Source organism: Sphingobium sp. TomTYG75 (genome assembly GCF_054771635.1).
This window is the reverse complement of record NZ_BSRE01000001.1, coordinates 2255468-2270517: the sequence shown is the minus strand read 5'-3', so window position 1 is coordinate 2270517 and position 15050 is coordinate 2255468. Positions and strand designations below refer to the sequence as shown.

The following is a 15050-nucleotide window of genomic DNA, read 5'->3' as shown; positions in this document are numbered from 1 at the left end:
GGGCGGGGTTAGCGAGGCTAAATGGCCATGGCAACTGCGGCCAAGGCGCTCTGGGCCAAGCAGCTCTCGGTCAACCCGCCATACGCCCCGGCTGATCGTGCGGCAGGCGGCGCGGCTGGTCCGGCCATACGCCGCGCGTATCGTAAACCGCCTTGCCAAAACGCTCGTCCACCGGGACTGATTTGAACATATCATGATCAACCAGAATGACGAAAACGCCGCATTGTTCCAGAGCCGTATCGAGATCGATGAGTTCCGCCCCGGTGCCCGCAAACTCCATGGGCAAAGCCTGCGCGTAAGGCTCAACCAACTTGATGCGGCGGCCGTAACGGCGGGCCAGACGGCTTGCCACTTTCACGGCGGGACTTTCGCGGAAATCGTCGATATTTGCTTTGAAGGCCAGGCCGAGGCAGGCGACGTCCTCGCCCGGAAACTCGTCTATCAGGTCCGATACCTTTGCAACGACATGGTCGGTCTTTGCATCATTCACCTCGCGCGCGGCGCGGATCAGGCGGCTATTCTCCGGATCGCCATGGACGATGAACCAGGGGTCCACTGCGATACAGTGCCCGCCCACTCCCGGTCCGGGTTGAAGGATGTTCACGCGCGGGTGACGGTTGGCGAGGCGGATCACTTCCCACACGTCAATGTCCATGCCTTCCGCAATGACGGACAATTCGTTGGCGAAGGCGATATTGACGTCGCGGAAGCTGTTTTCGACGAGCTTCACCATCTCGGCGGCACGCGCGCTGGTCGTGATGCAGGCTCCCCGCACGAACTGACGGTAAAAGGCCAATGCCTTGCGCGCGCATCGCGGCGTTATGCCGCCGATGCAACGGTCATTGTCGATCAATTCGACCAGAATGCGGCCCGGCAGAACGCGCTCCGGGCAATAGGCGATTGCGACGTCCCCGGCCGTGCCCGGTCCTGGCATTTTGAGGTCAGGGCGAATCTTCGCGAACAGGTCCCGCATGGCCTCAGTGGTGCCGACGGGTGATGTGGACTCCAATATTACCGTGTTGCCCGCTTTCAGTACCTCAGCAACGGTTCGCGCCGCGTTCAGCACATAGGAGATATCCGGCGCGCGATCTTCCGCTACCGGCGTGGGAACAGCGATGATGAAAACGTCGCTCGGTTCGACAGTCAGGCTAGCCCGCAGGTTCCCGCGCGCGACCACGCCCTGCACCAGGCCATCCAGATCGACTTCCTCTATATGCACTCGGCCCGAATTGACGGTTTCAACGACATGAGCGCTGACATCGACGCCCACGACATGCGCTCCGCCGCGGGCGATAAGGGCCGCAGTCGGCAGCCCGATATAACCCAGCCCGATGACGGAAACCTTCTGCTGCTTGTCGATAGGCATGCAATAATCCCGGAAAATCTATCAGTTGCCCCTGTTTTTGAAGGCAAATGCTGAAGATTCCGGTAACGAACGATCCCCGGACGATGAGGTCGAAAACTGTTGGCGAACGCAGGATCAGCAGACGGGCGCGGCCAAGCTATGCCGCCTCCTCCAGACCTTCCGCCTCGACGCTTCCCGACGCGATGACAGCCGCGATCCGCTGCGCCGCGCGGCCATCGCCGAAGGGATTATGCGCCCGTGCCATCGCCCGGTATGCCTCGTCATCGTCGAGCAACGCCAACACCTCACCAACAATGCGGGCACGGTCGGTGCCCACCAGCTTGGCCGTCCCGGCCTCCACGCCCTCAGGTCGCTCGGTTGTTTCGCGCATCACCAGCACCGGCTTGCCAAGCGAGGGCGCCTCCTCCTGCACGCCGCCGCTGTCGGTCAGGACCAGATGGCACATGTCGAGCAGACGCACGAAATGCGGATAGTCGAGCGGTTCGATCATCGCGACGTTCGGCAGCTTCCCAAGGACCGCCTCCATAATCGGGCGCACATTGGGATTGGGATGAACGGGGAAGATCACCGCCACATCCGGACGAGCCGCAATGTCGGCGATGGATCGGGCAATCGCTTCCATGCCCCCGCCGAAATTTTCCCGTCGATGGCTGGTGACGGCGATGATGCGCTTTCCTGAGAAGCGCGAAGCCAGTTCATCAAGGCCCGCCGCGAGGGCTGGCGTGCCCGCAATCCGCTCGCGCGTCGCAAGCAGCGCGTCGATCACCGTGTTGCCGGTGATGTGGATGCTCGCCGCATCGCGATTTTCCCGCATCAGGGCATCGGCCGCCGCGCCGGTGGGCGCAAAGTTCATGTCGGCCACGCAAGCGACGACGCGCCGGTTCACCTCTTCAGGCCAGGGATGATAAATATCCCCACTGCGCAATCCCGCTTCCACATGCGCGACCGGAATTTGCCGATAGTAGGCGGCAAGACTCGCTACCATGGTCGTCAGCGTGTCACCATGCACGACGATCCGATCCGGCTTCTCCGCATCGAACGCCTTGCCCAGATCGACGATCAGCTTCGCCGTGAGACCATCCAGAGTCTGGTTCGGCGTCATGACGTCGAGGTCGATGTCCGGCTTGATACCCGCAATGTCGAGTACCTGATCCAGCAACCCTCTATGCTGCGCCGTGACGATCACGCGCACGTCGACATGATCCCTCGCGCGCAACGCGTGAATGACGGGAAACAGTTTTATCGCTTCGGGGCGGGTCCCGAATACCACCGCAACTTTCATCTTTGCCCCCTGATGCGAGCCTTTAAGGCTACCCCCTGCCAGCAAATCGTAACCATCCCCTGAACAAGAGGTAATTCCGACGCGCGCTTTCGCAGGTGCGATGACCTATGCTAGGGCGCAGTCAATCCTTCATTTTTTCGGACGAGGCAGCGGGTAGTTTATGAAGATCACGATGATCGGCACGGGATATGTCGGCCTGGTATCAGGCGCCTGTTTCGCCGATTTCGGCCATGACGTCGTGTGCGTCGACAAGGACGCTGGCAAGATCGATGCGATCTTGTCCGGCCGTATGCCGATCTACGAACCCGGCCTTGATCAGCTCGTCGCCAACAATGCTGCGGCCGACCGACTGACCTTCACCACCGACCTCGCTGCGGGGGTCAAGGGCGCGGACGCGATCTTCATCGCCGTGGGTACGCCCTCACGCCGCGGCGATGGCCATGCGGACCTCAGCTACGTCTATGCCGCCGCACGCGAAATTGCCGAAGCCGTGGACGGCCCGACGGTCATCGTCACCAAATCGACCGTGCCAGTTGGCACCGGTGACGAGGTTGAGCGCATCGTCCAGGAAGTACGCCCGGACCTCGATATCCAGGTGATCTCCAACCCGGAATTCCTCCGTGAAGGCGCCGCGATCAGCGATTTCAAGCGGCCGGATCGCGTCGTCGTGGGCACCACCGGCAACGAACGGGCCATGACCGTCATGGCGCAGATTTACCGGCCGCTGAACCTCAATCAGGCACCCGTCATGTTCACTGGACGGCGCACGGCGGAATTGATCAAATATGCCGCCAACGCCTTCCTCGCGACGAAGATCACCTTCATTAACGAGATGGCCGACTTGTGCGAAGCTGTCGGCGCCGAGGTGCAGGACGTGTCGCGCGGCATTGGCCTCGACAACCGGATCGGCAGCAAATTCCTCCATGCAGGCCCCGGCTATGGCGGCTCCTGCTTCCCGAAGGACACGCTCGCGCTGGTGAAGACGGGGCAGGATTACGACACGCCGATCCGCATCGTGGAAACGGTGGTGCAGGTCAACGACCTGCGCAAGCGCGCGATGGGCCGCAAGATCGTGAAAGCGTTGGACGGCGAAGCGCGCGGCAAGACCGTTGCCCTGCTCGGCCTCACCTTCAAACCTAACACTGACGACATGCGCGATGCGCCCAGCCTCGCCATCGTACAGGCCCTGGAAGATGTGGGCGCCCGGATCGTCGCCTATGATCCGGAAGGCATGGAAGTCGCCCGGCCGATGATGTCAGGCGTCACCATGGCGAAAGACGCCTACGAGGCCGCGACTGGCGCCGACGCACTCGTGCTGGTCACGGAATGGGACATTTTCCGCGCGCTCGATCTCAAGCGTCTTGCCGCTTCGATGAACAAGCCTCTGCTTATTGACCTACGCAACATCTATCCGCGCAGCGAAGCCGAAGCAGCAGGCTTTGCCCTAACCCGCGTGGGCGGCAAAGGCGTCATCTGATGAATGTTCAACCGGAGGGGGGCCGGGATGACATCGGCCTTCCCCGTCTCCATCATTGGCTGATCGCGGCAGGGGGCCTGTTCGTCATGACCCTGACCATTCCCGTGATAGCCGGGTTCATCTGATCCATTAACGCCGAGGCTAAATCAGGCTTTGAGCTTCCATCCACGCTTCAACAGCACATAGCACAGCAGTGCCAGAGCCACGTTGAGCACCAACAGCACGATGCTCCCCACGACAACATCCCCATCCGCCGCCGCGACGAAGCCATAACGAAAGCCCGATATCGCGTAGAAAAACGGATTTGCATGGCTGATTGCGCGGAACACGGGCGCCAGCCGGTCAATGGAATAGAAGGTGCCCGACAGCAGCGTCATCGGCCCGATCACGAAATTGGTGATCGCGGCGGCATGATCGAACTTTTCCGCCCAAATCGATGTCAGTACCCCGATAAACGCTGTCAGTGCCGCCCCCATCAGCCCAAACCAGACGATCGCCCAGGGATGCGCCGGTGTTACATGGACGCCCGGCCACAGCGCCATCGCCCCCCACAGCGCCAGCCCTACACAACAAGCCCGCGTCACCGCCGCACCGACCAGAGCCAATAGCAACTCGCTATTGGAAAGCGGCGGCATCAGATAGTCGATCAGCGTACCCTGCATCTTGCCAGCGAGCAGCGAGAAGCTGCTGTTGGCAAAGGCATTGTTCATCATGCCCATGATCATGAGCCCCGGCGCGATGAAGTCCGCAAAGGGGACGCCCAGAACCTGCCGGTTCGCCCCGCCCAACGCGATCGAGAAAATGATGAGGAACATCAGCGTGGTGACGGCAGGCGCCCAGATGGTCTGGAGCTGCACCTTCATGAAGCGGCGAACCTCTTTCTGGTAGAGCGCTCGGGTGCCCGCCCAGTTGACGTTGCGGATGACAAGCTCACCCGGCTCATGAAAAGGAGGAGGCGAAGAGGCGGATACGGAAAATTGGGGCTGTTCGTTCATGCTTCGATCGACTATCGGCTGGTCTGTTGTGCCGCAAGGGCGTTGTGCATGGGCTTTAACCTGTGCAGGCGCGTCCCATATAGGGCGCTAGCCAGAGAATTTGAGGAGTCATTCATTGTCCTGGACCGACGAGCGTATCGACCAGCTCAAGGGAATGTGGGAAAAAGGCCTGACCGCCAGCCAGATCGCGGACGAACTGGGCGGTGTCAGCCGAAATGCCGTGATCGGCAAGGCGCACCGCCTTGGCCTGCAATCGCGCCCTTCGCCCGTAAAGCCGAACGAGGCGCCCAAAAAGGCTGCCCCCGTCCGCAAGCCTGCACCTGAGGCCGAAGCGCCCAAACCTGCCGCGCCCGTGCAACATAGCGCGCCCGCGCCCGCACGCCCCGCGCCGTCGGTTGCGCCCGCGCCCGCACAGTCTGCCGCAGCTCCTGCCGCAGACGCTCCTGCACCCGCGCCGCAGCCACGCATCATATCGGTTGGTCCGGGCGGCTTCCTTCGCCAGGGTCCCGGCGACCAGCAGGCACCGATCCCGCCTGCCCCTCCCCGCCGCCTGGTCCCTGCCAAGCCTAGCCCGGAAATCGCAGGCAAGACGTCGCTGCTCGACCTGACCGAGCGTATCTGCAAGTGGCCGATGGGCCATCCGGGCGAACCGGACTTCCACTTCTGTGGCGAGACCGTGAACCCCGGCTTCCCTTATTGCGTGGAACATTGCGGCCGCGCCTATCAGGCTCAGCTGCCGCGTGGCACGCGCCGTCCGCCTCCGCCCCTGCCTTTCGGCGGTCCGCGCGTTCGCTGACCCTGCGTTCAGCTTTGAAATTTGAAGGGGCCGGTCGATGAGACTGGCCCCTTCTTCATAGCTCCTGCTTGCGCCCGCCGCCGACCCGCTTATAGCTTGTGCGCATGTCCGATCTGTTCGCGAGCCAGCCGCTTTCCTCCTCCGATTACGATGCATCCTCCATCGAAGTGCTCGAAGGCCTGGAGCCGGTTCGCCGCCGTCCGGGCATGTATATCGGCGGTACGGACGAGCGCGCGCTCCATCATCTCGCCAGCGAAGTGCTCGATAACAGCATGGACGAGGCGGTTGCGGGACATGCCACCCGTATCGAGGTCACGCTGGAACCCGGCAATAAGCTGACCATTACCGACAATGGCCGCGGCATTCCCGTCGGCATGCACCCTAAATTTCCCGGCAAATCGGCGCTGGAGGTGATCCTCACCACGCTTCACTCTGGCGGCAAGTTCACCGACAAGGCTTATGCGACCTCCGGCGGCCTGCATGGCGTCGGCATCAGCGTGGTGAATGCGCTTTCGATCGTGACCGTGGTCGAAGTCGCGCTCAACAAGGAATTGTTCCGCCAGAGCTTCGCGCAGGGCCTGCCCACCAGCGGCCTTCAGAAGATCGGCGGGGCACCTAATCGGCGGGGCACATCGGTCAGCTTCATTCCCGATCAAGAGATTTTCGGCGAGCAAAAGTTCAAGCCCGCCCGCCTTTACCGCCTCGCCCGTTCCAAGGCCTATCTGTTCGCAGGCGTCGAAATCCGCTGGAAATGCGCGCCCGAACTCATAAGCGACGACACGCCAGCCGAGGCCGTGTTCCAGTTCCCCGGCGGTTTAGCCGATCATTTGAAGGAACAGATCGGCACACGCGAATGCGCCACCAGCGCCTTCTTCTCTGGCAGCCAGGATTTTCCTGACACCGCAGGCCGCGTCGAATGGGCGATCGCCTGGCCGCTTTGGTCGGACGGCAGTTACAGCTGGTACTGCAACACCATCCCTACACCCGACGGCGGCACGCACGAGACCGGGGTGCGCGCCGCTTTGGTCAAAGGTATCCGCGCCTTCGCCGAACTGGTCGGCAACAAGAAGGCGAAGGACATTACCGCAGACGACATCGTGACCTCTTCGGAAATCATGTTGTCCGTTTTCATCCGCGATCCGCAATTCCAGAGCCAGACCAAGGATCGCCTGACCAGCCCGGAAGCCGCTCGCCTCGTCGAGAACGCGGTGCGCGATCATTTCGACCATTATCTGTCCGACCATATGGAGCGCGGCAAGGCGCTGCTCGCCTATGTCATCGACCGCATGGACGAGCGCCTCAAGCGCAAGGCGGAAAAGGAGGTCAAGCGCAAGACCGCGACCTCTGCCCGCAAGCTGCGATTGCCGGGCAAGCTCACCGATTGCTCGACCGACGATCCCGAAGGCACGGAAATCTTCCTGGTGGAAGGCGATTCGGCAGGCGGGTCGGCCAAACAAGCGCGCGACCGCAAGACGCAGGCTATCCTGCCCCTACGAGGCAAGATCCTGAACGTCGCTTCCGCCAACAATGCAAAGATCCTGGCGAACCAGGAAATCGCCGACATGATCCTGGCCTTTGGTTGCGGCACGCGGAAGGACTGCAATCCCGACAATCTGCGTTATGAGCGCGTCGTCATCATGACCGACGCCGACGTCGACGGCGCGCATATCGCGACGCTGCTCATGACCTTCTTCTTCCAGGAAATGCCGGAACTGGTGCGGCGCGGGCACCTCTATCTCGCCCAGCCGCCGCTTTATCGCCTCGTCGCCGGGGGCAAGAGCCTCTACGCCCGCGACGATGCCCATCGCGAAGAATTGTTGCGCACCGAGTTCAAGGGCAAGAAGGTCGAAGTCAGCCGCTTCAAGGGATTGGGCGAGATGAATCCGGGCCAGCTGCGCGAAACCACCATGGACCCCAAGACCCGCAGCCTCATCCGCATCACCCTGCCCGACGACATCGAGGATCGCCAGCAAGTGCGCGAACTGGTCGAGCGCCTGATGGGAACCAACCCCGCCCACCGCTTCGCCTTCATCCAGGAAAATGCGGCCACGGTGGACGAAGAAGCAATCGACGCCTAACCCTCTCGCGGGCAAGCATCGCCGCGCGACAGTGCCCCCTCCAGATTTCGTGGCTACCGCAGCATTAACCACTGCGGGCGACGGGATGTTCAATCTTCCGCGCGATACGGGCAAGCATGTCAGGCTTCGCCCAGATCCTTCGCATCACACCGCTTGCCGCACCGGCTCTGCTGCTGTCGGTTCAGAGCGGCGCCGCGCTTGCGCAAACCCTTACGCCGACCGGCATCACCAGCGCCGCGTTGAAGGGCGCAGACTATGGACAGGCCGATCGCCTGGCGTCCACCCTGCTCGCAGGCGGCATGAGCCGCCTCGCAGCCATCAGCGCGCAGCAGGGCAGCACGTCATCCTTCAACTGGGCGCCGCCAGTCGCGGAACCGCAAGCTATCGTCAACGACAGCCGCGTTGACCGGACGTTGTCGCGGATGCCCGGATGGGAACTGCAAGGCATCCGTCTGACGCTCAGCCAGCCTGCACTCAGCTATAAGCAACCCGACCTCGTGCCCACCTTCATGCGCGACCTCATCACAGCGCCTGCGGCCACCTTCGCCATGCCCAAGCCCACCCCCCTGCCATCGGCTCCAGCGCCGCGCGCGGGACAGCCGGACATCTTTGGATCGGTGGCGATGGCAGTCAGCCGGACGCCGCTCGACGACAAATGGGCCGCCGCTGCCCGCTCCGCTCCGGCTACGGTCCTGTCGGCCAGCCTCTTGCGGTCGGCGCGCGCCGCCGCCGGGCTACGGCAGGTGGAAATGGTAAATCGCTGGGTCAACAGTCGCCTGCGCTTCGTTGACGATCGGCAGGGCCGCGACAGCTGGGCTTCAGCCAGCCAGTCGCTCCAACGCGGGGCTGGCGATTGCGAAGATTACGCCATCGCCAAGATGCAGCTTCTGCAAGCGGCTGGCTTCGATCGCCACGCCATGTTCCTCGTCATCGCACGCGATCTAGTGAGGCAGGCCGATCACGCGGTGCTGGCAGTGCGTGTAGGCAGCGACCTGATGGTCCTAGACAATATGACGGATCGGGTGCTGCCTTCTTCAGAGGTCAGCGACTATCGGCCGATCATGAGCTTCAACGCCTATGGCCGCTGGACCCACGGCTATCGCGTAACGAAGCCGCAGCCGGTCCAGTTCGCCGCCCGCTGAGCACGCTTACTACCTCTCCCGCAGAGCCTCCGACCGCGCCTTCATGATGGGCTTGAGCAAATAGGCCAACACCGACTTGCGGCCCGTCAATATCTCCACGTCGCACACCATGCCGGGCGTGATAGGCAGCTTGTGCGCGCCCGTGCCCAACCACGCGCGGTCGGTTTCCACGACCACCGTGAAATAGGCCTCCCGCGTCGCTTCATCATAGACGCTGTCGGCCGACACCTGCTGCACGGTGCCGCTCAGGCCCCCATAGATGGAAAAGTCATAGGCGGTGACCTTCACGACCGCGCGGTCGCCGGTCTTAATGAAGGCGATGTCGTTCGGCTTCACCCGCGCCTCCACCAGCAGCTTGTCACCGATGGGGACGATCTGCATGATCTTTTGACCGGCAGTCACGAAGCCGCCGATGGTCGTCACCTGCACATCGTTGACCACGCCATCGACGGGCGAACGAATTTCCGCGCGCTGTGCTCGGCCCTTCGCACCGCGCAGGGACTCGCTATTGACCGCAATCTTGGCCTCCAACTGACTACGTTCGTTCAGCGCATCCTGCTTGAATTGAAAATTCGCCTCGGACAGCTGCGCCTGCGCCTCGCGGATCGCGGCCGATGCACGCGACGCCTGTTGCTGCGCCGCGTTGAGCCGCCCTTGCGCATCCACCAGTTCACGCCGGGCGTCGAGCAATTCGGTCTGCGGGACAATGGACTTGGCCGCAAGCGGCTCCAACATCGCCACCCGCTGCCGCGCCAGCTGGACGCTGCCACCTAGGCTGTCGATCGTGGCCTGCGCCTCGCCCAGTTCGCGGCGGCGCTGTTCCACCTGGGCCGAAAGCCCATCCTGCTTGCTGCGGAGCGCCGATTGGCGGACTGCGGCCAGCGCCTGCTCCTGCTGACATTCGGGGCCGCCCGTGGCGCAGTTGGCGCCCGTACCGGTGCCTTCTTTCTCCAGCCGTCCCGCCCGCGCCGTCAGCGATCGCGTCTCGGCCTGCAACTGCCCCAGTTCGGACGCCAGCATCGCGTCGTCCAGACGCACCAGCAACTGGCCCTTGCTGACCTTCTGCCCCGACCGGACCAATATCTCCTCGATCGTGGTCGGCTCGGCGGACTGGATGACCTGCGCCTTGCTCGACGGGATCACCCGCCCCTGCCCGTGCGTCACCTCATCCACCGGAGCAAGGCTGGCCCACAAAAGGAACGCCAGCATGCCTCCACCGCTATACAGGATGACCTGCTTGTTGCCCGGCTGCCCCCGCAGCCAGCTGATCCAGCGCCCCATCATGGTTTTGCCTCTTGCATTGCATGTTCATCGGCAGCGAGCGCCACCGCCTTCGCCTTTTCCTGCGCGGCGAGCATGTTGGTGAGAGCGCCGCCCCCTTGCGAAGGATCAGGAATGGACAGCTTCCATCCCTTGGACGGGTCCATCCGCCCGCCCACATCATTGGCCGCCCGGCGTTCGGGCAGTGCCGCAACCGAAGGATAATCGATCTCCGGCTCTTTCATCCCCACCATCTGCGATGGATCGAAGGCAGGGATATATTCACCCCCGGCATAGCGCCCCGTAAAAGCACGCGGCAGCCCCCACGCGCCCGGCCAGCGATAAAAGATGTGCGCACCAATCTTCACCAGCTTCGCCAGATGCGGCGCCCATCCAGGAAACACATAATCGGCATGATAATGGGTCGCCGTGCCAACGCTCGGTTCGACCTGTCCCGCCAGCGCCGCCGCCGCGATCCGCTGTGCCCTATTCCAGAGGACGGCCAAAGGCCGCCGCGCAAGTGACCCGTCACATACGAAACTGAACTGGCACACTGACGCGTTAAAGCGCTGATACACCACGCCGCACACCGTCTTGGCGAAGGCGGGATGACGCACACGGTTGAGAACGACCTGCGCCACCGCGCGCTGGCCGCTTTCCGGTTCGGCCGCTGCTTCGTAATAGATCGCCTGCGTCAGGCATTGCAGCGCGCGGCTCCTGTCCTCGCCTGCGGATTGAAGCGTTCGGAAAGGCGATGCTGCGGCAATGGCTCCGGACGCAAACCGGAGCCTGCCATTCTGCACCGCCGCCTCCTGCCCAGTCGTCAAGGGCGCGGCTTCGCTCTCTGTGATCTCCACCAGCGCGCGATACTGACGGGGTATGGCGGGCGCACCGTCGATGATCCTCGTTTCGACCGCAGCCTTGGGAGCGTCGTTCCCGCGCCAGCCGACCGTTCCTGCTGCCAAGGCTACAACAAGCGCCCCCCCGAGGCCGAGCATGCAAGCCTCAGACGCTGGCAACCTCCATGTCCGCCCGATCATTGGACCGCTCCTTTTTGAAGCTGTCCGATAACCTCATCGCGCGGCCCGTCCGCCAGAACCACACCCTGGTCGATCACGATCAACCGATCCACGATCCGCAGCAGTGCATGGCGGTGCGTCGATACGATCAGCGTCTGTTCGGGCTCCAGCGCCTTTGCCAGATGGTCTACAAACAGATTTTCCGTCTGATTATCCATCGCCCCGGTCGGCTCATCGAGGAAGAGCAGCCTGGTCGGCTCCACTAACGCCCGCGCCAACACCAGGAAGCTCCGCTGCCCGCCCGATAGGCGACTGCCGCGCTCACCGATATGAAGGTCGAACCCGGCGGCATCACGCCCGAAGAAGCGCGACGCGCCCGAACGCTCCAGCGCGTCCAGCAACTTCTCATCGTCGGCGTCCCGCGCGCCCAGCAGCAGATTTTCCCGCACCGACCCGCTGAACAGCTCCGCATCCTGCCCAACATAGCGGAAGGCAGCACGCAGTTCGTGCGGATGATATTGGCGGCTATCCACATCATCGATGGTCAGCATGCCGCCGCCCGGAGGATAAAGACCGCACAGCACCCGCCCCAGCGTCGACTTGCCCGACGCCACGCGCCCGATGATACCGATCCGTTCGCCCGGTTCGATTCGCAGGTCGATGCCTTTGAGGCTGGGCTGAGTGGCGCCCGGATAGCTGAACTCCAGCCCCTTGGCGACGATCGCCCCTTTGCGCACCTTCGGGATGATTCCGCGCGCTCCGTCCAGCCGCTCGTCCGGCTGATCGATCAGGGTCTGGAGGCTGCCCAAAGTCGTCATCGCCTGCCGTGCTCGCACGATGACGAAGGCCAGCTGTCCAACAGGCGCCAATGACCGGCCAGCCAGCATGACGATGGCGATGATCGCACCCATCGTGATCTCGCCCGCCGCGAACATGTAGAAGCCGCCGATCACCAGCGCGATGCTCGTCACTTGCTGGCATAGCGATGCGAGCGTCACGCTGGTCGAGCTCAGCCGCCGCAGCTTTTCCTGTGTGGAAGCACTCATCCTCGCGTAACGGCGCCACCGCTCCAGCATCCGTCCTTCGGCGCGGCATGCTTTCAGCGTTTCGATGCCCCCGATCGCTTCCACCAACGCCGCGCTTTGCAGGCTCGAGTCCGCTTGCGCATCACGCGACAGGCTGGCCATGGAGCGCTGAAGGAAGAATCCGGCCGTGGCCATGATGCCGATCATGACGACAGGCACGACCGCGAGCCATCCACCCAGCAGCGCGATGATGCCGACAAACACGAACAGGAAACTGATATCCACCACCAGCACCACGGTGGTCGACGTGAAAAATTCGCGGACGCTTTCGAATTCCGAAACGCGCCGTGCCAGCGCCCCAGTGCTGCCCGCACGGCTGGCGAGCGGCACGTTCATCACCTTCTCGAACAAGCGCTGCGACAGCCGTTCGTCAATTTCCCGCCCAGCCTCGTCAACCAGCCGCGCCCGGGCGAGCCGCAAAGCAAAATCCAGCCCAAAGGCCAGCATGACGCCCGCGCCCAATACCCACAGGCTGGAAGCCGCCTTGTTCGGAATGATCCGGTCATAGACGTTCATCGTGAACAGCGGCAAGGCGAAGGCGAGAAGGTTGATGATCCCCGCCGCCAGCATGACATAGCCAAAGGACCCACGCGCCCGCCAGACTTCGCGCCAGAACCAATGCTGCCGCGCCCGCTCATCCCACGGCCTTTCCTCGGCCCGTTCGCGGCCGTGATCGGCCATGACCGCCAGCGCCTCGCCGGTGAAATAGGATTCCAGGTCGGAAAGCCGCGCCCAAACCGGTTCGCTCGCATGCGGCAATTGAACCAGCGCATCGCCCTGCTTGATGTCCAGCAGGAGGAGAAAACGCTCGCCCCTTAGCGGCAGGATGGCTGGCAGGTTGGCGGGCCGCCATTTGTCCAGCCGCCCGCGGACATGGTCGCTCAGCAGGCCGATCTGATCCAGCGCGGATTCCGCCTGATGAAAGGGCAAACGCCCGGATTCATCAACGGCAAGACCCGCCCGTAGAGCCACGATTCCCGGCGATCGATCGAAATGCCGCGCCACATGGGCGATGCATTCGGTCAGCTCGTCACCGGGCGAACTCTGATGGTCCAGCCATTCGGCCAGACTTAATGTGCTTCGTTCCAACATTGTTTACCCCGCGCCACCCCGGCCGAAGCCGGGGTGACCCCAAAGATGGAAACTCAGCCCGGATAGCGCCGCCGCTGCAATTCGGCGGGCGGCAGATCCGGGACATCATATTTCTTGCGCGCATAGGGATTGGCGCCCGAAGGCTGGGCTATCCCCAGAGTGTCGAGCAACTGATTGGTCGCCGCCAGGATCTGATATTGCGAGAAGATTTCAGAGAAGCGGGCGGTTTCCGTCCGCACCTGCGTATTGAAGCGGGTATTCTGCGTATCCAGCACGTCGAGCAGCGAACGGCGTCCGACGTTGAACTGCTCGCGATAGGACACCAGCAGGGAATCAGACACCGTGCCCTGACGCGACAAGTCGTTCAGCCGCTTCTTTTCGGTATCCCAACGGTTCCAGGCAGTACGGACATCATCTTCCGCCTCGCGCTGACGCTGGCTGAGCCGGAAACGCGCCTCGCTGGCGCGGCGGGTCATTTCCTGGACCTTCGCCCGGTTGATACCGCCATCGAACAGCTGCCAGCGCAGGACGACACGCCCCTGCACGTCATTGGTGCTGCCACGGAAGCCGTCCACATCCTCGCCGATGCGGCCGCGCCCTTCCAGCACAACCTTGGGTCCAAGCTCGGACTCCGCCTCGTCGACGACTGCATGCGCCGCCTGGATGTCAGCCTCAGCTTCCCGGATCAGCGGGTTGTTGGCGCGCGCGCCCGCAATCGCCTCGTCCAGCGTCGGCGGTACAGCGCTCGTCACCGCATCCGGCATCGACACCTGATCGATCGAAAGACCGGTCAGCGTGCGAAAGCTGATCGCCGCGTTGGTCAGGTCCTGCTCAGCTTCGCTCTTGCGGACCAACGCGGATTGCAGCCGCTCTTCGGCCTGCTGCTGGTCGGCGATGCTGATCGATCCCTTCGACACGCCCTCGCCCAGATCGCCGAGCAGCTTGCGATGGAAAGCGATATTGTCCTCAGCCGCCGCGACGACCCGCTGTTGCAGCATATAATCCAGATACTGCCGCGTGACGTTCAGCGCGACGAACTGTGACCGTTCACCGACACGCAGCGCAGCTCCGTCGATCCGCGCGGCCTGACGCCGCTTTTCAGCGCCGCGATAGCCCGAATCGAACAGCGTTTCTTCGGCCAGCACACTTGCTTCCAGCGGGTAGAGCGTCTGGTCGCCAAGGCCAAGCGTCCGGCGCGTGTTATTCTCCAACCGACGAATGCCAGCCGATCCTTCCACGCTGACCCGGGGCAGATACAACCCCTTCGCCTGTTCCCGTTCGAACTCGATCGCTTCCTTGTTCTGGATCGCCTGGTTGATTTCCGGATGACTGTCGATCGCGGCCGCAATGGCGCTCTTCAGATCCGTGGTCTGTGCCCAACCGGTCGTTGCCATGGTCGCGGCGCACAGCGCCATCAGGCTGCCGCATGTCTTGCGCAGGATTGTCATGATTGCGCTC

The 15050-nt window shown here is 63.0% G+C and carries 12 protein-coding genes; 5 read left to right on the top strand and 7 right to left on the bottom strand.

Features of this window, described 5'->3' with window-relative positions; genetic code table 11:
* Positions 1 to 70: 70 nt before the first annotated feature.
* Both wecC and wecB read right to left on the bottom strand, forming a co-directional pair.
* Entirely contained in the window at positions 71 to 1366 is a 1296-nt protein-coding gene (gene wecC / locus ACYU81_RS11530; RefSeq protein WP_460987724.1) for a UDP-N-acetyl-D-mannosamine dehydrogenase, read from the bottom strand.
* 136 nt (positions 1367 to 1502) lie between these two features.
* Positions 1503 to 2648 (bottom strand): non-hydrolyzing UDP-N-acetylglucosamine 2-epimerase, encoded by a 1146-nt coding sequence (wecB, locus tag ACYU81_RS11525; RefSeq protein ID WP_449471597.1) that lies wholly within the window; start codon positions 2646 to 2648, stop codon positions 1503 to 1505.
* A 160-nt stretch (positions 2649 to 2808) separates the two neighbouring features.
* On the opposite strand from wecB, the gene ACYU81_RS11520 reads away from it, so the two are divergent.
* Both ACYU81_RS11520 and ACYU81_RS11515 read left to right on the top strand, forming a co-directional pair.
* Complete coding sequence (locus ACYU81_RS11520; protein ID WP_460987723.1) at positions 2809 to 4125, top strand: UDP-glucose dehydrogenase family protein; 1317 nt, start codon at positions 2809 to 2811, stop codon at positions 4123 to 4125.
* A complete protein-coding gene (locus tag ACYU81_RS11515) occupies positions 4125 to 4250 on the top strand; it encodes a hypothetical protein (protein WP_460987722.1) in 126 nt (41 codons plus the stop codon). The genes ACYU81_RS11520 and ACYU81_RS11515 overlap by 1 nt, the downstream gene beginning before the upstream one ends.
* A gap of 21 nt (positions 4251 to 4271) precedes the next feature.
* Here the strand turns inward: ACYU81_RS11515 and ACYU81_RS11510 are convergent, their stop codons facing one another.
* The gene (locus ACYU81_RS11510; protein WP_460987720.1) at positions 4272 to 5120 is read right to left on the bottom strand and encodes an ABC transporter permease; all 849 of its coding nucleotides are present in this window, start codon (positions 5118 to 5120) and stop codon (positions 4272 to 4274) included.
* Positions 5121 to 5235: 115 nt separating this feature from the next.
* On the opposite strand from ACYU81_RS11510, the gene ACYU81_RS11505 reads away from it, so the two are divergent.
* The 3 genes from ACYU81_RS11505 to ACYU81_RS11495 all read left to right on the top strand — a co-directional run bounded on the left by ACYU81_RS11505 (position 5236) and on the right by ACYU81_RS11495 (position 9136).
* Positions 5236 to 5916 (top strand): GcrA family cell cycle regulator, encoded by a 681-nt coding sequence (locus ACYU81_RS11505; RefSeq protein WP_449471591.1) that lies wholly within the window; start codon positions 5236 to 5238, stop codon positions 5914 to 5916.
* A 104-nt stretch (positions 5917 to 6020) separates the two neighbouring features.
* Positions 6021 to 7994 carry a DNA topoisomerase IV subunit B gene (gene parE, locus ACYU81_RS11500; RefSeq protein ID WP_460987719.1) on the top strand — a complete coding sequence of 658 codons (1974 nt, stop codon included), beginning with the start codon at positions 6021 to 6023 and terminating at the stop codon, positions 7992 to 7994.
* A gap of 116 nt (positions 7995 to 8110) precedes the next feature.
* Positions 8111 to 9136 carry a transglutaminase-like cysteine peptidase gene (locus ACYU81_RS11495; RefSeq protein WP_460987718.1) on the top strand — a complete coding sequence of 342 codons (1026 nt, stop codon included), beginning with the start codon at positions 8111 to 8113 and terminating at the stop codon, positions 9134 to 9136.
* A gap of 9 nt (positions 9137 to 9145) precedes the next feature.
* Here the strand turns inward: ACYU81_RS11495 and ACYU81_RS11490 are convergent, their stop codons facing one another.
* From ACYU81_RS11490 to ACYU81_RS11475, 4 genes are all read right to left on the bottom strand, one after another.
* A complete protein-coding gene (locus ACYU81_RS11490) occupies positions 9146 to 10420 on the bottom strand; it encodes an HlyD family type I secretion periplasmic adaptor subunit (protein WP_196225756.1) in 1275 nt (424 codons plus the stop codon).
* On the bottom strand, positions 10417 to 11361 hold the full coding sequence (locus tag ACYU81_RS11485) for a cell wall hydrolase (protein WP_460987717.1): 945 nt from the start codon (positions 11359 to 11361) through the stop codon (positions 10417 to 10419). Before ACYU81_RS11485 ends, ACYU81_RS11490 begins: the two co-directional genes overlap by 4 nt.
* A 71-nt stretch (positions 11362 to 11432) precedes the next feature.
* Positions 11433 to 13592 carry a type I secretion system permease/ATPase gene (locus ACYU81_RS11480; protein WP_460987716.1) on the bottom strand — a complete coding sequence of 720 codons (2160 nt, stop codon included), beginning with the start codon at positions 13590 to 13592 and terminating at the stop codon, positions 11433 to 11435.
* Positions 13593 to 13645: 53 nt separating this feature from the next.
* Positions 13646 to 15040: a TolC family protein gene (locus ACYU81_RS11475; RefSeq protein ID WP_460987715.1), complete on the bottom strand. Its 1395-nt coding sequence runs from the start codon at positions 15038 to 15040 to the stop codon at positions 13646 to 13648.
* Positions 15041 to 15050: the final 10 nt, after the last annotated feature.